This window comes from Meiothermus rufus DSM 22234, assembly GCF_000423425.1.
In the GTDB taxonomy this organism is placed as follows: domain Bacteria; phylum Deinococcota; class Deinococci; order Deinococcales; family Thermaceae; genus Meiothermus; species Meiothermus rufus.
Genome location: NZ_AUHY01000014.1, coordinates 41,984 through 58,264, shown reverse-complemented (window position 1 = coordinate 58,264; position 16,281 = coordinate 41,984). Strand labels below are relative to the sequence as shown.

The 16,281-nt window shown below is 64.0% G+C and carries 15 protein-coding genes and 1 pseudogene; 12 read left to right on the top strand and 4 right to left on the bottom strand.

Annotation, left to right across the window (positions count from 1 at the left end; translation table 11 throughout):
• The 5 genes and pseudogenes from G552_RS14740 to trhA all read left to right on the top strand — a co-directional run.
• A pseudogene (locus tag G552_RS14740) lies at window positions 1–335 on the top strand (integrase core domain-containing protein); the annotation flags it as partial.
• A gap of 124 nt (window positions 336–459) precedes the next feature.
• The gene (locus G552_RS0104185; RefSeq protein ID WP_027881886.1) at window positions 460–1,593 is read left to right on the top strand and encodes a BMP family lipoprotein; all 1,134 of its coding nucleotides are present in this window, start codon (window positions 460–462) and stop codon (window positions 1,591–1,593) included.
• A gap of 77 nt (window positions 1,594–1,670) precedes the next feature.
• Complete coding sequence (locus G552_RS0104180) at window positions 1,671–3,212, top strand: ABC transporter ATP-binding protein (RefSeq protein WP_051195672.1); 1,542 nt, start codon at window positions 1,671–1,673, stop codon at window positions 3,210–3,212.
• 28 nt (window positions 3,213–3,240) lie between these two features.
• Complete coding sequence (locus tag G552_RS0104175; protein ID WP_027881884.1) at window positions 3,241–5,583, top strand: glutamine--tRNA ligase/YqeY domain fusion protein; 2,343 nt, start codon at window positions 3,241–3,243, stop codon at window positions 5,581–5,583.
• 45 nt (window positions 5,584–5,628) lie between these two features.
• Window positions 5,629–6,285, top strand: a complete 657-nt coding sequence (gene trhA, locus G552_RS0104170; protein ID WP_027881883.1) for a PAQR family membrane homeostasis protein TrhA — start codon at window positions 5,629–5,631, stop codon at window positions 6,283–6,285.
• 70 nt (window positions 6,286–6,355) lie between these two features.
• Here trhA and G552_RS0104165 read toward each other — a convergent pair whose 3' ends face one another.
• Together G552_RS0104165 and G552_RS0104160 are read right to left on the bottom strand one after the other, a co-directional pair.
• Window positions 6,356–6,565, bottom strand: coding sequence for a hypothetical protein (locus G552_RS0104165; RefSeq protein WP_027881882.1), 210 nt, complete (start codon window positions 6,563–6,565; stop codon window positions 6,356–6,358).
• Between the two features lie 45 nt (window positions 6,566–6,610).
• A complete protein-coding gene (locus G552_RS0104160; RefSeq protein ID WP_027881881.1) occupies window positions 6,611–7,204 on the bottom strand; it encodes a hypothetical protein in 594 nt (197 codons plus the stop codon).
• Window positions 7,205–7,243: 39 nt separating this feature from the next.
• Here G552_RS0104160 and G552_RS0104155 point away from each other — a divergent pair, with 39 nt between their 5' ends.
• The 5 genes from G552_RS0104155 (at window position 7,244) to G552_RS0104135 (ending at window position 12,098) form a co-directional block, all read left to right on the top strand.
• A complete protein-coding gene (locus G552_RS0104155; protein WP_051195671.1) occupies window positions 7,244–8,821 on the top strand; it encodes an AMP-binding protein in 1,578 nt (525 codons plus the stop codon).
• 59 nt (window positions 8,822–8,880) lie between these two features.
• Window positions 8,881–9,618 carry a metallophosphoesterase family protein gene (locus G552_RS0104150; RefSeq protein ID WP_027881879.1) on the top strand — a complete coding sequence of 246 codons (738 nt, stop codon included), beginning with the start codon at window positions 8,881–8,883 and terminating at the stop codon, window positions 9,616–9,618.
• A gap of 1 nt (window position 9,619) precedes the next feature.
• Window positions 9,620–10,507, top strand: coding sequence for a DNA polymerase III subunit gamma/tau (locus G552_RS0104145; RefSeq protein ID WP_027881878.1), 888 nt, complete (start codon window positions 9,620–9,622; stop codon window positions 10,505–10,507).
• Window positions 10,508–10,599: 92 nt separating this feature from the next.
• Window positions 10,600–11,379, top strand: coding sequence for a PSP1 domain-containing protein (locus G552_RS0104140; RefSeq protein WP_027881877.1), 780 nt, complete (start codon window positions 10,600–10,602; stop codon window positions 11,377–11,379).
• A gap of 104 nt (window positions 11,380–11,483) precedes the next feature.
• A complete protein-coding gene (locus G552_RS0104135) occupies window positions 11,484–12,098 on the top strand; it encodes a hypothetical protein (protein WP_027881876.1) in 615 nt (204 codons plus the stop codon).
• 32 nt (window positions 12,099–12,130) lie between these two features.
• Here G552_RS0104135 and G552_RS0104130 read toward each other — a convergent pair whose 3' ends face one another.
• Together G552_RS0104130 and G552_RS0104125 are read right to left on the bottom strand one after the other, a co-directional pair.
• Window positions 12,131–13,042: an ABC transporter permease gene (locus tag G552_RS0104130; protein ID WP_027881875.1), complete on the bottom strand. Its 912-nt coding sequence runs from the start codon at window positions 13,040–13,042 to the stop codon at window positions 12,131–12,133.
• 3 nt (window positions 13,043–13,045) lie between these two features.
• Window positions 13,046–14,920, bottom strand: a complete 1,875-nt coding sequence (locus tag G552_RS0104125; protein ID WP_027881874.1) for an ABC transporter permease — start codon at window positions 14,918–14,920, stop codon at window positions 13,046–13,048.
• Between the two features lie 148 nt (window positions 14,921–15,068).
• On the opposite strand from G552_RS0104125, the gene ubiE reads away from it, so the two are divergent.
• Entirely contained in the window at window positions 15,069–15,740 is a 672-nt protein-coding gene (gene ubiE, locus G552_RS0104120; RefSeq protein ID WP_245575109.1) for a bifunctional demethylmenaquinone methyltransferase/2-methoxy-6-polyprenyl-1,4-benzoquinol methylase UbiE, read from the top strand.
• The gene (locus G552_RS0104115) at window positions 15,737–16,273 is read left to right on the top strand and encodes a hypothetical protein (protein WP_027881872.1); all 537 of its coding nucleotides are present in this window, start codon (window positions 15,737–15,739) and stop codon (window positions 16,271–16,273) included. The genes ubiE and G552_RS0104115 overlap by 4 nt, the downstream gene beginning before the upstream one ends.
• Window positions 16,274–16,281: the final 8 nt, after the last annotated feature.

Genomic DNA, 16,281 nt, shown 5'->3' with positions numbered 1-16,281 from the left:
GGCAGCGAGTTCATGGCCGAGTTTGAGGAGGCCTGCTGTGCTCTGGGGATTGCCTTGTTTGTGCTGCCGCCGAGGAGTCCTAAACTCAATGGTCACGTGGAGCGGGTGCAACGGACCTTTAGGGAGGAGCTCTATACCCGGCCTCTGCCCCCCCGGCTCAGCGAGCTACAGGCAGAGCTGGATGCCTACCTGGACCACTACAACCGCCGAAGGCCTCACATGGCCCTGGGGGGTCTTGCTCCCTTGGAGTATTTAGCTAAGATGCAGGAGGAGTCGGTTCCCCAGTCTCACATGTGTTGACCGATTACAGGGTCTTGCTCCCTTGGAGTATTTAGCTAAGATGCAGGAGGAGTCGGTTCCCCAGTCTCACATGTGTTGACCGATTACACTTCTTTCAGAAGGGGCCACTTTTGCCCTATAATGCCGGAGGCTAACAGCCAGTTTACGGAGGCAAATCGCATGAAAAAACTCATCGCACTTGGTTTAGCCGTGGCTACTGCCCTAGGCCTGGGGCTAGCCCAGCAAATCCGCGTAGGCATGGCCTTCGACGCGGGTGGCAAAAACGACCGGAGCTTCAACCAGTCCACCTTTGAAGGGGCCCAGCGCGCCGCGCGCGAGCTAGGGGTGCGGGTCTTCGACTTTGAGCCGGGCGACCCCGGCCAGGTAGGCCAGGGCATCCGCCGCTTCGCCGAAGAAGGCTTCGACCTAATCATTGGGGTGGGCTTTGCCAACGAACCCTCCATCACCCGCAACGCCCAGGAGTTCAAAGACGTCAAGTTTGCCGTAATCGACTCGGTACCCTGCGAGGGCAAGTGCGAGAACGCGGTGGGTCTGGTCTTCCGCGAGCACGAGGGCAGCTACCTGGTGGGCTACATCGCCGGTCGGATGACCAACACCGGCGTGGTGGGCTTCGTGGGGGGCATGGATATTCCCCTCATCCACAAGTTTGAGCAAGGCTACCGGGCTGGGGCCATTGCCGGGATGCGCGAGCGCGGCATCGCCAACCCCCGGGTGCTGATCAACTACGTAGGCAACACCCCCGCTGCCTGGAACGACCCTGGCAAGGCCAAGGAGATCGCCACCGCCCAGGCCAAGCAGGGCGCGGACATCATCTATGCCGCTGCCGGCGCCTCGGGCCTGGGGGTGCTGGACTTCGTGAAGCAGCAGCGCTGCTTGAAGCAGGGCGACCTGCCCTCGGGTGTGCGCTTCATCTCCAACAACGGGGCCAACGTACCGCGCTACCCTGCTTACAATCAGTCCTGCCCCGCGGCTACCACCCGCCCGCTATTCATGATTGGGGTGGACGCCAACCAGAACTACCTGGGCGATACCGACAACAACCCCAACACCCTCAACCATGTCCTGACCTCCATGCTCAAGCGGGTGGACGTAGCCACCTTTGAGGTCATCAAAGCTGTCAAAGAGGGAACCTTCAAAGGTGGGGTGCGCGAGTTCGGCCTGAGCAACAACGGGGTAGGCTACGCCCTGGACGAGTACAACCGGGCCCTCATTCCCCAGGCGGTGATCGACCGCTTGAACGTTATCCGGGCCCAAATCATCTCCGGCGCGCTTAAGGTGCCGGATAGGCGCTAGTACGCTTCTCCAGCAAAGCCCAGGGAACACCTCCCTGGGCTTTTTTGCCTGCTTCCTCACCCTGTATGATTGGGTTCATGAGCGACCCGGCTTCCATTGGCGTGCCCTCGGATGGCGCGATGGCCCTGGAACTAAAAAACATCACCAAGCGCTACCCGCTGGTGCTGGCCAACGACCGCATCTCCCTCGAGGTACGTTGGGGTGAGGTGCTGGCGGTGGTAGGCGAAAACGGGGCGGGTAAGTCTACCCTGATGAAAATCGTCTACGGCCTGGTCAAACCCGACCAGGGGGAAATCTGGGTAGATGGCAAGCCCGTCCAGATCAAAGAGCCGGGCGACGCCATCGCCCTAGGGATTGGCATGGTGCACCAGCACTTCATGCTGATAGACCCCTTCACGGTGCTGGAAAACATCATCCTGGGGGCTGAGCCTACCCAAGGGGCCCAGCTCAACCTGGCCCAGGCCCGGGCCGAGGTAGAGGCTTTGATGAAGGACCTCGAGTTCAGCCTGCCCCTGGACACCCCGGTGGAGGAACTGCCGGTAGGCTTGCAGCAGCGGGTGGAAATCCTCAAAGCCCTCTACCGCAAGGCCCGAATCCTCATCCTGGATGAGCCCACTGCGGTACTTACCCCGCAGGAAGCCGAGGAGCTGTTTGCCTTTTTGCGCCGTTACGTGGCCCAGGGCCACGCGGTGATCTTCATTAGCCACAAGCTGGCCGAGGTCATCCAACTCTCCGACCGGGTTACGGTAATCCGCGACGGCAAGGTGGTCGGCACCGTCCACACCCCCCAGACCAACGTGGCCGAGCTGGCCCGCATGATGGTGGGGCGGGAGGTGATTCTATCGGTGGACAAAGGCCCGGCCCAGCCCCGCGAGGTGGCCCTCGAGGTGGTCAACCTCAGCGTTCCGGGCAAGGACAAAAAGCATCGCCTCGAGGGTGTCTCCTTCCAGGTACGCTCCGGCGAGATCGTCGGCATCGCCGGGGTAGAGGGCAACGGACAGACCGAGCTGGTCGAGGCCATCACCGGCCTACGCCCTTATGAGGGCCGCATCCTCTACGGCGGCCAGCCCCTAAAGCCCAGTGCCCGGGTGGTGCGGGAATGGGGCCTGTCCCACATCCCCGAAGACCGCAACGCCCGCGGCCTGGTGCTGGACTTCACCACCCGGGAAAACCTGATTCTGGGCGACCACTACCGCCCTCCCAACGCCGGTTTCCTGGGCTTTTTGCATGCCGAGGCCATCGAGCAGCAGGCCCGTGAGATTGTGGAACGCTTCGACATCCGCCCCCGTAGCACCGATCTCCCCGCCCGGCGTTACTCCGGCGGCAACGCCCAAAAAATCATCGTGGGACGTGAGCTGAGCCGCAAGCCCAAGGTACTGGTGGCAGCCCAGCCCACCCGCGGGGTGGATATTGGGGCCATCGAGTTTATCCATGAAAACATCGTCAAGGCCCGCGACGCGGGTATGGCCGTGCTGCTGGTCTCGGCTGACCTCAACGAGGTGCGCTCCCTGGCTGATCGTATCCTGGTTATGTTTGAAGGCCGCATTATGGGCGAGCTCGAGGCCAGCCAGGCTAGCGAGGAGAAGCTGGGGCTATGGATGGCCGGCATCACCGACTAGTTCCAATCACGGCACCGCGGGAAGCTTTATGACAGAGTACAAGCACAGATGGGTTAGCCCCAATTTCATCACCGAGATTATCGATGAGGACCTGAAAGCAGGCCGCTACCCCAAGGTGGTCACCCGCTTTCCCCCTGAGCCCAACGGTTATGCCCACCTGGGGCACGCCATCGCCAGCTACATCGACTTCGGCATCGCCAAGGACTACGGCGGGGAGTGCCGCTTGCGCATGGACGACACCAACCCCGAGACCGAAAAAGCCGAGTACGCCGAGGCCCTGATTGCCGATATGCGCTGGCTGGGCTGGGACTGGGGGCCTAAGGTCAGCTACGCTTCGGACTATTTCGAAAAGCTCTACGCCATGGCCGAACGGCTGATCCAGAAGGGGCTGGCCTATGTGGACAGCGTCTCCCCTGAGGAGATGGCCCGGCTGCGCGGCACGGTGGACCAGCCCGGCACCCCTAGCCCCTACCGGGAGCGCAGCGTGGAGGAGAACCTCGAGCTGTTCCGGCGGATGCGCGCCGGGGAATTCAAAAATGGCGAGCACGTGCTGCGGGCCAAGATCGACCTGGCCAGCCCCAACATGAAGCTGCGCGACCCAGTGCTCTACCGCATCGTCCATGCCCCCCACTACCGTACCGGCAGGAAGTGGTGCATCTACCCCTCCTACGACTTCGCCCAGGCCACTGCGGATGCCCTAGACGGGGTTACCCACAGCCTGTGCAGCCTGGAGTTCGTGGATAACCGGGCCATCTACGACTGGCTGATGGAGCACCTCTGGGAGGAAATCCGCACCCGGCCCGGCGACCCACCCCGGCAGTACGAGTTTGGCCGCCGTAGCCTGGAGTACACCGTGGTCTCCAAGCGCAAGCTGAAGAAGCTGGTGGAAGGTGGCTATGTGCGGGGCTGGGACGACCCCCGCCTGCCCACCCTGGCCGCCCAGCGGCGACGGGGGGTGCGCCCCGAGGCCATTCTGCGCTTTGCCCGCCAGGTAGGCATCTCCCGCACCAACCGCACGGTGGACATAGCCCTTTTAGAAGGGGCCATCCGCGACGACCTCAACACCGTGGCCCCCCGGGTGATGGGGGTTTTACGCCCGCTGCGGGTGGTGCTTACCAACCTAGCCGAGCCTAGAACCATCGCCATGCCCTACTGGCCCCACGACGTGGTGGCGGAGTCCCCCGGTGGCCGGGTTCCCCTCCCCGATGGACGGCGGGTCCAGCCCGAGGAGGCCACCCGCCCACGGGTTCTATCGTCGGTGGTCTACATCGAGCAGGAGGACTTTGCCCTAACCCCCCCTCCTGGTTTCAAGCGCCTGAGGCCCGGAGGCCAGGTGCGCTTGAAGATGGCCGGGGTCATCCGCTGCGACGACTACTCGACCGATGCCTCCGGGGCGGTGTGCGAACTACGCTGTACCTGGCTGGGGGAAGAGGGTAAGGCGGCGGGGGTCATCCACTGGGTTAGCGAGGCCGAGGCTGTACCGGCGGAGTTCCGCCTCTACGACCGGCTTTTCACCGTACCACACCCCGAGGCCGAGGCTAAGGAACACGAGGATGAACACGAGGCCGAGGAAAAGGACTTCCTGGCCTTCCTGAACCCCAAAAGCCTCGAGGTGGTGCAGGGGTATATCGAAAAGAGCGTGCTGGCCGACCCACCCCAGACCCGCTACCAGCTCGAGCGGTTGGGCTATTTCTGGCAAGACCCGCTTGACTCCAGGCCCGAGGCCCTGGTCTTCAACCGCATCGTGACCCTGAAGGACACCTGGAGCAAGGCCAGCGAAGGCCAAGACGAGCGGCAAAAGCCTGTTCGTGTGGCTGCGCCAGCTCCCAGTCTGGCCCCGCTCAGCCCCGAACAGCAGGCCCGCTTCGAGGCCTTCCAGGCCCAGGGGGTTGGGGCGGCGGAGGCTTTGGTACTGGCGCGGGAGCCTCGGCTGGCGGCGTATCTGCAAGAGGCCGCCGCCCATGCCCCCCTGGCCGCCCTGGCCGGATGGGTGGTCAACGACCTAGGCCCAGCCATCCGGGCCGACACCTGCCGGGTCTCTCCCCAAGGGCTGGCCGCACTGGTACGACTTCTGCAGGAAGGCCAGATCAACAGCCGCATTGCCAAAGATGTGCTGGCCGAGGCCTTAGCCGAGGGCGCCGACCCCGCCGAACTGGTCGCGCGCAAGGGGCTGCGGCAGCTAAGCGATGAAGCCACCCTCGAGGCCCTCCTCGAGCGCATCCTGGCCCAGTACCCGGAAAAGGTCGCGGCCTACCGCGCGGGCAAGACCGGTCTGCTGGGCTTCTTTGTGGGCCAGGCCATGCGGGAGACCCAGGGGCAGGCCAATCCCCAAATTTTGCAAGCCCTGCTCACCCGCAAGCTCTCGGGCTAGCCATCCCTCTCATCTCGTAGCCGCTACACTAGGGTCAGGCTGTTTATGAAGAACCCCTCCTTTCCTTGGTTCAGCCGGGGGGCCCGCGAGCCCTTCAACGCCCTCTCCCACGCCGCCGGAGCTCTATTGGGCCTGGTTGGCACGGTAGTGCTGCTGTTCTTTACCCAAGGCAGTGCTGCCAAGGTCGCCGGGGCTTTGGTCTTCGGCCTCAGCATGGTGCTGATGTACACCTCCTCGGCCCTCTACCACGCCCTACGGGTCTCCGAACGAGCCTTACTCTGGCTACGTAAGCTGGATCACGCCGCTATTTTTCTCTTTATCGCCGGAACCTACACCCCTGTGCTTTTACAAGCCCTCGAGCCAGCCTGGCGGCCCTGGGCCTTGGGCCTGGTCTGGACCCTGGCCGCTCTGGGGGTGGGCCTCAAACTGGTGACCCTTAAGGCCCCCCGCTGGCTGTACACCGCCACCTACCTGGGCATGGGCTGGCTCGCGGTCTTTTTTCTGCCCAAGCTGGCCATTACCCCCTGGGCCTTAGGGTTCCTGATAGCCGGTGGGGTAGCCTACAGCCTAGGGGCCCTGGTCTACGCCACCAAGTGGCCCAACCCGCTGCCGCAACGGGTGGGCTTCCACGGCCTCTGGCACCTGTTCGTGCTGCTGGGCAGCCTGGGGATGTACCTGACGGTGCTCTGCCTTTACCGGTAAGGGCTGCGCCCAGTTCAAGAGGGCCTTGCTGCCTGCCTTGCAGCACGCAGCAGTCTGTGCCCAGTCCAGACTAGAAACTAATGGTCGCCTGGCCCAGCTTACCCAGAATGAGCATCGAGGCCACCGTGGCCGCGGTGAGGATGATCAGGATCAGGGCCATGCCGATATAGCGCAGGTCAGCCCCCTCGCTTTCGACCTCGAGGGTGCGGGGGCGCAAGGCCAGGTACAGAAGCCAGGTCACCAGAATCGAGCCGATGGTAAACAGGATGGCAAACAGCACGCTACTCCTCCTCGTGTAGTAATTGCCGGTTGGAAGCCCCACCTGCTAGGCCATTCGCCAGGCGCGGAGCAGGGCCTCGAGGCTTCCTCCTAAGCCTACCAGACCTATGCCGTAGGTGGGTATACCCTGGGCCCAGCCCAAGGCCCCTACCCGCGGCCCTTCAAAGGTAGGCAGTGGGGCCGGGGCCGGGGCTTCCCAGGGGGCATAGGCCCTGGGCTCGAGGTAGCCAAACTCCGGCCTGAGCGCCACCTCGAGCAGCCGAGCCTGGCGGGGGTCGTCCCAGGGAACCCACACCCCCTCGGCCACTTCTTTTTGGCCAGGGTAGCGGATGCCCAAGCCCTCCCCCGCACACACCACCAGCGCCCGGCGCGGGCTGGCCCAGTAGAGGGCCCGGGCAAAGGGAGCCGCATGGCCTTCGGAAAAGTCGAGGCCCAGCACCAGCCGTCCCTTGAAGCGATGGGGTAGCTGGGGCAGCACCTCCTCCAGCCAAGAAGCCGGCATCCACAATAGCAGGGTCTCGCCCCCGTAGGCCCCCTCGAGCGAGGCGTAAAAACTGCCGAACTCGTCCACCAGGGTTCGGGTTCGTTCCTCCAGCAAAGCGGTGAGCCAATGGGCTGGCGGCGTAGCGGTCTTTGGCATAGCAAAATAGCCCCCAGGGCCAGTATATTGGAAGGAAAAGTGGACAGCCTGCGCTTTGCCCCCGCTCCCAGAGCCGTGCTAGCCCAGCAGTTTTGCTGGCAGGTGCCGGCCTTCTTCAACCTGGCCGAGGCTACGGTAGGCCGCGCTGCCCAAAAACACCCCCACCGCCCGGCCCTGATCGAACCCCAACTGCAACGGCAAACCACCTTCGCCGAGCTACACCAGCTCTCCAACCGGCTGGCCAACTTTTTACAAGCCCAGGGCCTAAGACCCAGAGACCGGGTAGGGCTCTTAATGGGCCAGTCCCTCGAGCTGGCCTTGGCTCACCTAGCCCTTTACAAGCTGGGGGCCATTGCCCTGCCGCTCTCCCTTCTGTTTGGGCGGGATGCTTTGCTGTACCGGCTGGAACACGCCGGAGCCCGCCTACTGATCGCCGAGCGGGCAGCCCTCGAGGCGCTGGACCTAAAGCGGCCCGCCGATCTGCCGGTCATTTACCGGGAGCAGATCCTGGAAAACCTAGGGGCAGCCCACCCCGAGTTTACCCCCCACCCCACCCGGGCCGAGGACCCCGCCCTACTGATCTACACTTCCGGCACCACCGGCAAGCCCAAGGGGGTTCTGCTGCCACACCGCACCCTGCTGGGCCATCTGCCCGGTTTTCGCATGTTCTGCAACTTCCCAGGGGAAGAGGCCATCTACTGGTCGGCAGCCGACTGGGCCTGGATTGGCGGGCTGCTCAACGTGCTGCTGTGTGCCTGGGCCGGGGGCTACACCGTGGTGGCCTACCGCTCGAGGCGCTTCGACCCCGAAGAGGCCCTGCACCTTCTGCGAAGCCAAAGGGTGACCCACACCTTCCTCTTCCCCACCGCGCTCAAGCTGCTACGCCAGCTCGAGCACATCAAAAACCCTCCTGCACTGAAGAGCATTCACTCGGGGGGCGAACCCTTGGGCGCTGAGCTTCTGGCCTGGGTGGAGGCGAATTTCGGCCTACCGGTCAACGAGTTTTATGGCCAGACCGAGGCCAACCTGCTGGTAGGCAACAGCTACACCACCGACCCCATCCGCCCTGGCTCCATGGGGCTCCCCTACCCCGGCCACCAGGTTGAGATCATCGATGAGGCCGGCCAGCCGCTGCCCCCCGGCGAGGTGGGCGAGATCGCCTTGCGCACCCCCGATCCGGTCGCTTTTTTAGCGTACTGGAACAACCCCGAGGCCACAGAGCAGAAGTTCATCGGCCCCTACCTGAAAACCGGCGACCTGGGCAGCAAAGACGAGGACAGCTACCTGTGGTTCAAAGCCCGCGCTGACGACCTAATCAAAAGCGCCGGGTATCGTATCAGCCCCTTCGAGGTGGAAGAAGCCCTGCTGCACCACCCCGCGGTGGCCATGGCGGCGGTCGTAGGGGTGGCCGACGCCCAGCGGGGCCAGCGCATCGTGGCCTACATCAAGCTCCGCCCGGGGCAGGTGGGCACGCCCGGTCTAACCCAGGCCTTGCAGGAGGAGGTGCGCCAGCGGGTAGGGCACCACGCCTACCCCAGAGAGGTGCACTATGTGGATGAACTGCCCCTCACCCCCACCGGCAAGATTCAGCGCTTCCGCCTAAGAGAAAATCGGTAGTTTTTGGACTCAGCCTCTGCACGCCTCTTTGGCGGGCAAGGGGGTATGATGGTAAGGCTGTGCGCTATCTGATCGTTTCCGACCTCCACGGCAACTGGCCCGCCCTCGAGGCCATCCTCAAGGAGGCCCGGGGTTACGACCAAGTGCTCTTCCTGGGCGATGCGGTAGGCTACTACCCCGACGTCAACCGGGTGCTGGACTGGCTGCGCTCCGTCAATGCCAAGGGGGTACTGGGCAACCACGACATCTGGCTACTGGACATAGAGTCTATGCAGGTCGACGGGCCGGTGCTGGAGATTCTGGCCTGGCAGGCCGAGCGCTTAACCCCCGAGAACCGCGAGTACCTCTCCCAGCTACCCTGGACCACCGAGGTGGAAGGGGCCTTACTGGTGCACGGCAGCCCGCTCGACCCGATGGCCTACCTCGAGGAACTGGAGCAGGCCCGCGAGGTGTTCGAGCGGGTGTCCCACCGCTGGATTTTTCACGGCCATACCCATCTGGCCGGCAGCTACCTCTACCTGGCAAACCCCAAGGCCACCAGCCCGATGCTCCGCTACCAGCGCTACGCCCAGGGAGGCGAGCTCATCGTGGCCCCAAGGGTGCGGGCTATCGTCAACCCGGGTTCCACCGGCCAGCCCCGCGACGGGGTGGTGGGCGCGGCCTACGCCATCTGGAACCCAACCGAGGACACCGTGGAGTTTTTCCGGGTCAAGTACAACCTCGAGCAGGTGCTTGCCCGGCTGCACCACGAGCGCTTCCCCATGTGGCTTTACGAGCGGCTGGTCTTGGGCAAATAGTATGAAGGTCCTTGGGCATCGGCACATCCTCGAGACTTTGCCCAGGCTGAAGGCCCAAACCTTTCTGTTCAGCGGCCCGGAAGGGGTGGGCCGGCGCACGGTAGCCCGCTGGTTCGCCGCCGGGCTTAATTGTGCCCAGGGCTTCCCTCCCTGCGGGGCATGCCCTTCCTGCCGGCTAGAACCCCACCCCGACTACCTGGAGATCGGCCCGCAAAGCGAGACCAAGACTGGGCGCAAAGCCCGCCTTCCCCAGATTCGCCTAGAGCAGATTGCCCCCCGTGAGGGGCAGGAGGAGCCCAGCCTGCTGGAGTGGATGAGCACCTACCCCCGCTTTCGGGTCAAGGTGGCGGTGATCGACGGGGCCCACTGGCTGGGCGAGGCCGCCGCCAATGCCCTGCTCAAGCTGCTGGAGGAGCCCCCCGGCTTTGCCCGAATCGTGCTGGTGGCCCCCAGCCGCGAGCTGGTGCTGCCCACCCTGGCCAGCCGCAGCCTCGAGGTAGGGTTTGCCCCTCTGCCCGAGGCCGAACTGCGTACCCTGAGCACCGACCCGGAGGCCCTGGCCTTTGCCCAGGGCTCGGTGGGGCGGCTTCGCTGGGCCCTCGAGCACCCCCAGGACTTGGCCCGGCTGACTAGCCGGGTGGAAGGGGTGCTGGAGGCCATGGGGCCACGGGGCGGGCCCGCCCAGACCCTGGAAGCCTTGCAGCTACTGGGCGAGTTGGAGGAGGCCTTGCCCTACCTGGCCCGCCGGCTGGGCCAGGCCCTCTCCCCAGAGCAACCGGCCTACCGGCAAGCCCTCGAGGCCCTGGCCCAGGCCCAGGATGCCCTGGCCGCCTATGTGAGCGAGGATCTGGTGGTAACCTGGCTGGCCTTGCGGCTGGCCCGGCTCTAGCCCTACCGGCCTATCCTGCGATAGGCTGAGGGAAGATTGCCTTGGCGGCAGTCTCTTCGTACAGAATTCTGCCCTTTTTGGGGGAGGTTCACATGCAATGTGTCGGCGTGCGGTTTGCGCACAGCCCTAAAATCTACGATTATCGTTTTAGCGAGCCCGCCCCGCCTCTGGATAGCTGGGTGGTGGTTCAGAGCAAACGGGGCCTCGAGCTGGCCAAGGTGCGCACGGCGCCCCGCCCGGGCCAGCCTGCAGGGGAGGTGGTACGCCTAGCCACCCCCCAGGACTTGGAAAAACAAGCCCGCCTCAAGGCACGGGCTGAGGAGGTGCACTGGTGGCTCAAGGCCCGGCTGCGCCGGGAGGGCCTCGAGGCCAAGGTACTGGGCTGCGCTTTTACCCTGGATGCAGGCCACCTATCGGTTTACTATGCCGCCGAAAAGCGCATCGACCTGCGGCGCTGGGTGGGCGAACTGAACAAGCTCGCGGGGGCTCGAGTGGAGTTTATCGCCCAAGGCCCGCGCGACCGGACGGCCTACCTGGGAACCCTGGGGGCCTGCGGCATGGAGTCGTGTTGCTCGAGCTGGCTACAGGACTTTGCCCAGGTCTCCATCAAGATGGCCCGCGACCAGCAGCTTCCCCTCTCACCAGAAAAAATCTCGGGGCCATGTGGTCGCTTGCTGTGCTGCCTGCAGTACGAGCACGACCTCTACCAGGAGCTTCTGGCCGACCTACCGCGCAAGAACGCCAAGGTCTGTAGCATCCACGGCACCTGCGGCAAAGTGGCCAAGCTCAACCCCCTGGCCGGAACCGTGGAGCTACTCACCGAGGAGGGCAGCCTGGTTACCGTACACAAAAGCGAGCTAAAGCCGGAGTGACCCACCTTTGGGCCAGCGAGGGCCGATGTTCGACCCAGTCCACTCTGCTACACTTGGAACCACTATGCCCCTCAGCAAGCGCTATGGGTTTCTCGGGGGGCAGGGTGCTTGACATCGGCAAGGTGCTCACCCGTAGCTTTGGGCTTTTGGCCCAGCACCCCTTGGGCACTGTCTGGCTGCTGATCCAAGCCCTGTTGGTTAGCCTGTTTACCCTGGGCCTGCTGGCCGGGCCCATGCAGGTAGGCCTCTACACGGTTCTAACCCGTTATGCCCGCACGGGGGCGTGGCACCCCGAGGCCCTGTGGGGCCATGTCAGCGGGCACAATATCGTGGCGGGAATGGTGTTTGTAACCAGCGCCCTGGCAGCGTTTGTGGTCGGCCTTCCGGTCGCGGTGCCGAATGCTCTGCTGGCCTCGCTTCTGGGGTATCTGGGTCTGATGGCCATCCACCTGCTGTGGTTCTACACCTTCCAGATCATGGTAGACGACGAACAGACCTGGCAAAAAGCCATTCGCAAAGGCTGGGACCTGATGCAGCAGGGGGGATTGGGCCAGCACCTTTTGTTGATTGCCATCCTCGAGGCTTTGGTCCTGGTCTCGACCCTTTCGACCTGGCTACCCCTACAAATAAGCATGTACCTGCTGCTGCTGGGCTTCTCGACGGTGGCCCGGGCCGTGGCCTACGTGCAGCTTGTGCCGCAAAGGGCCTTTGAAGTGTAGCCCCACAAACCTGGATTCTGTGGGCCAGCCCCCTACTTGTCGTAGGGCTTGCCCACCGCCGCCGGCGGACGGCTGCGACCGATGAAGCCGGCCAGCACCAGCATGGTCAGGATAAAGGGCATGGCCTGCACGATGGTGGCGGGTAGAATATCGCCCCCCTGAAGCTGGATGGCCAGGGCTTGGGCAAAGCCAAAGAGCAAGGTAGCCCCCAGCACCCCAAAGGGATGCCACTTGCCGAAGATGAGGGCCGCCAGGGCAATAAAGCCCGCCCCCGCGCTCATGGCCCGGATGAACTGGTTGAGGAAGCCAATCGAGAGATAGGCCCCAGCAATCCCCGCCAGTACCCCGGACAAAATCACCGCTGTATAGCGCATCCGGATCACATTCACGCCCATGGTCTCGGCGGCCTCGGGGTGCTCGCCCACCGCCCGCAGGCGCAGCCCCCAGGGGGTCTTGAACAGCACCCACCAGACCAGCGGCACCAGCAAAAAGGCCACGATGACCAGAATCGAGACGCTGCCCGGCCCCAAAGGCACATTGGGCAGCCGGTTGACTACCTCCTGCGAGGTGGAGGTGTTGTTGTAGAGCACCTGCAGCACGATGGAGGGCGCCCCCAGGGCGGCGATGTTAATGGCTGTACCAGAGACAATCTGGTCAGCCCGATAGCGGATACAGGCGATGGCGTGCACCAGGCCCACCAGCCCGCCCACCAAGGCCCCGGCCAGCAAACCCACCCAGGGAATCCAGAAGGCCACCTGCCCCCCGGTAGCTACCTCGATGCGGTTCACGGTGATGGCCGCGGCAGCGGCACCAAAGAGAATCATGCCCTCGAGGGCAATGTTCACTACCCCGCTGCGCTCGGAAAACAACCCGCCCAGCGAGGTCAGCAAAAGCGGCGCGGCCTGGCGCAGGGTGGAAAAAAAGAGCGCGATAACAATCTCCATGGCTTAGTTTCCTCCTGCAGGTGCGGACTTGGCCTGCCGGGCCTCCTGCTCGGCCTTGGCCTCGGTCTCGATCTGGGCGGCCCGCAACGGATCGGTGAAGTAGCGCGGCAGCAGCCCTCCCACCGCAATAAACAGGATAATCAGGGCCTGAAGCACCTGGATGATCTGGTTGCTGATACCCAGCTGCGCATTGAGCGAGACCCCCCCGGCCAACAGCACGCCGAACAGGGTGGCCGAGAGAAAGATGCCCAGGGGCATGTTCTGGCCCATCAGCGCCACGGCGATACCATCGAAGCCGACGCTGGCCGGAATGGCCGTCTTGAGCCGGTAGGTGCCGTCCATACCGGCCCCCAGCACGTAGTGGGTAGCCGCCAACCCCGCCAAGGCTCCCGCGATCACCATGGTCAGGACGGTTTTCCGCTTGAGGTTCACCCCGGCGTAGTCGGCGGCTTTGGGTGCCAGACCAGTGGCCCGCAGCTCGTACCCCGCAGAGGTACGGAAAAGGTAGAAGTTGTAGAAGAGCAAGGCCAAAATGGCGATCAGGAAGGAGCCGTTGAGCAGCTGTGAGGCCAGCGCTGAGCTGATGGTCACTGGGAAGCCAGGCAGCAGCCCGCCCAGCGCAAAGCCCAGCACCATGGCTACTATGGTCAGCAAGAGGCGTTGACCCAGCTCCCAGCGCCTAAAGCCATAGTAGGCCCCCAGCGCAGCCACCACTGCCAAAGGCAAAGCCCAGGAAAAGGTGCTGTCGGGAGCCAGGATATGAATCATCAGGGGGATGCGGGCCCCTTCCTGCATCTCCTCGCTGCGCCCCTCGAAGCCTTCGGCCTTGAAGGGCAGGCGCACCGTCTGGCCGAAAAAGCGGTACTCGTTGGCGGCCAGCATAAACAGCAGTACCGAAGCGGCAATGTAGTTCATCATGATGGTGTTGATGACCTCGTTGGCGCCAAAGCGGGCCTTGAGCCAGCCCACAATGCCCCCCCACAAGGCCCCACCTAGGGCCGCGGCCAGGATAGCCGCTGGCAGGAGCAGCCAGCCCGGCAGGGGCAGGTATACCCCCGCCAGCATGGCGAACAGCGCACCGATGGTGAGCTGGCCTGGGGCCCCGATGTTGAACAAGCCCGCGCGGAAACCAAAAGACACCGCCAAGCCAGTAAAGATAAGCGGCGTCGCAAAGGCCAGGCTATTGAACAGGCCGGGCAAGCTCAGAATGGGGCTGAAGAGAATCTGGAAGGTGTAGGTCACCAAGTCGAGCTTCCCCGCCACCAGTTCGCGCAGGCCCACCCCCTCCACCCCTTCGGTGCCCAGGCCGGGCCTCAGAACAGCCACCACTAAAGCCCCTACCACCACCGCCAGCAAGAGGGAAAAAACCGGCACCACCACGCCCCGCAGCCGTACCAGGAAGGCCCGCCCCCCCGGAAGCTGCATCCGGGCCAGCAACAGCAGGGCCAGCGAGTAAAAGAAGCCAGCGTACATCCCTAGCGATAGGGCAAAACGGCGCAAGGGCGGGCGGCGGGCGCCGGCGGCCAAGGCGGCTTCATTGGCCGCGCTCACCGCCTGGTAGAAAAGAAGAGCCTCGAGGGCGAAAAGGGCCAAGCCCAGACCCCCCAGAACGTAGAGCCCTCGAGCCCGGCTTTCGGCATTGGGCAAAAACAGCACGCCGCTGGCAACCAAAAGCAGCAAAATCCAAAGGACGAAGACTGGGCCGATCCAGCCAAAGGTAAGCCCCTCCGGCAAGGCGAGACCCTGGGGGTTTATCGGCCCCAGGGGGTTGAGGAGGTAACCGGTGCCATCGAACTCCCGCATTGGAACCGCCCAGGGGGCCAGGAGCATGGTGAGGAGCACCAGCAAGTTGACCAAGAGAAAAAAGTACCGACCCATAGATTCCTCTGAAGCGGATTCTACACTGCACTCCCGGTTTGGCTAAGCCCTGGCCTTTGTAGGGCACGCCCTCCCCACCCTCCGGGCAGGATGCTAGACTTTTTTGGTGCAAGACACGACCCAGGCCAAAGCCCAGGCTATACAAAAGATGTTTTCCGAGATTGCCCTGCGCTACGACCTGCTCAACCGCCTTCTATCGGCAGGGGTGGATCGAAGCTGGCGCGTGGCTGCGGTCAAGGCTGCGCTGGAGCAGAACCCCAGGCGCATTCTAGACCTGGCTACCGGCACCGGGGACATGGCCTTACTGCTAAAGCGGCTGGCCCCCCAGGCCGAGGTGGTAGGGGCCGACTTCGCCCCCCCTATGCTCGAGCTGGCCCGGCAGAAAGCGCAAAAACTTGGGCTCGAGATTCCCTTCGTGGAGGCCGACGCCCTCAACCTGCCCTTCCCCGACCGGCATTTTGAGGCCATCACCATCGCCTTTGGTTTCCGCAATTTTGCCGACTACACCCAGGCCCTAGCCGAGCTGTACCGGGTGATGGCCCCAGGGGGCCGGCTGTGCATCCTGGAGTTTCCTCCACCGCCCCAGGGTGGTCTGGGTGCGCTATACCGCTTCTACTTCACCCGCGTGCTGCCCTGGGTTGGGGGGCTGGTCTCGGGCAACCCTGCCGCCTACCGCTACTTGCCCGCCTCGGTGGAGTGCTTCCCCACCCCCCCCACCCTGGCGGGTATGATGAATCAGGCTGGCTTCCAAACCCGCTACCGGCTATTCACCGGCGGCATCGCCGCACTGCACATCGGCCAGAAACTCGAGGCTCCATGAACCAAGCCATTGAAATCGACCCTCAGACCCTGATCTTGGAAGGCATAGAAACCGGGGCGCTCCCCGATCTGAAACCCCTGGCCCTAGCCCGCGAGTATGCCCTCGAGCAAGCGCAAGGCTGCGCGGGCGAAAACGAGATTGTGCGCTGGTGGCATGGGGCGGGCGGCTTTTTCTACGAGTTCAAGCAGTTTCCTGCGGCTTTTTATGGCCGCCTCGGCCCGGTGCAGGGGGAGTACCTCGGCGCCTCTCAGGCCCAGGAACTGGTCTGGGAAGCCCTGGCCAAAGCCGACAAGGAAGAGGCCGACCTGACCCTCTTCTACACCCCTAACCTGATGCAAAGCGACGAGGACTTTTTCATGGCCTACACCCTAGGCCAAACCCGCATCGAGCGGGGCGAAGCCCGCTATGCCCTGCCCTTGTTCATGCGGCTGAAAACAGCAACATACCTGCTGGTGCTCCTGCGCAGCCAGGATGAGTATCTGGTCTTCAAGCTCCCCCAGGGCCAGCCGGTTCTAGCAGCGTTGAGCGCCTAGCCGACACC

Bases quoted from the DNA above. Each gene is read 5' to 3' on its own strand.
- G552_RS0104125 (WP_027881874.1), bottom strand. From the start codon at position 14,920: ATGGGTCGGTACTTTTTTCTCTTGGTCAACTTGCTGGTGCTCCTCACC.
- G552_RS0104185 (WP_027881886.1), top strand. From the start codon at position 460: ATGAAAAAACTCATCGCACTTGGTTTAGCCGTGGCTACTGCCCTAGGC.
- G552_RS0104145 (WP_027881878.1), top strand. From the start codon at position 9,620: ATGAAGGTCCTTGGGCATCGGCACATCCTCGAGACTTTGCCCAGGCTG.
- G552_RS0104180 (WP_051195672.1), top strand. From the start codon at position 1,671: ATGAGCGACCCGGCTTCCATTGGCGTGCCCTCGGATGGCGCGATGGCC.
- trhA (WP_027881883.1), top strand. From the start codon at position 5,629: ATGAAGAACCCCTCCTTTCCTTGGTTCAGCCGGGGGGCCCGCGAGCCC.
- G552_RS0104175 (WP_027881884.1), top strand. From the start codon at position 3,241: ATGACAGAGTACAAGCACAGATGGGTTAGCCCCAATTTCATCACCGAG.
- G552_RS0104115 (WP_027881872.1), top strand. From the start codon at position 15,737: ATGAACCAAGCCATTGAAATCGACCCTCAGACCCTGATCTTGGAAGGC.
- G552_RS0104140 (WP_027881877.1), top strand. From the start codon at position 10,600: ATGCAATGTGTCGGCGTGCGGTTTGCGCACAGCCCTAAAATCTACGAT.
- G552_RS0104160 (WP_027881881.1), bottom strand. From the start codon at position 7,204: ATGCCAAAGACCGCTACGCCGCCAGCCCATTGGCTCACCGCTTTGCTG.
- ubiE (WP_245575109.1), top strand. From the start codon at position 15,069: ATGTTTTCCGAGATTGCCCTGCGCTACGACCTGCTCAACCGCCTTCTA.
- G552_RS0104130 (WP_027881875.1), bottom strand. From the start codon at position 13,042: ATGGAGATTGTTATCGCGCTCTTTTTTTCCACCCTGCGCCAGGCCGCG.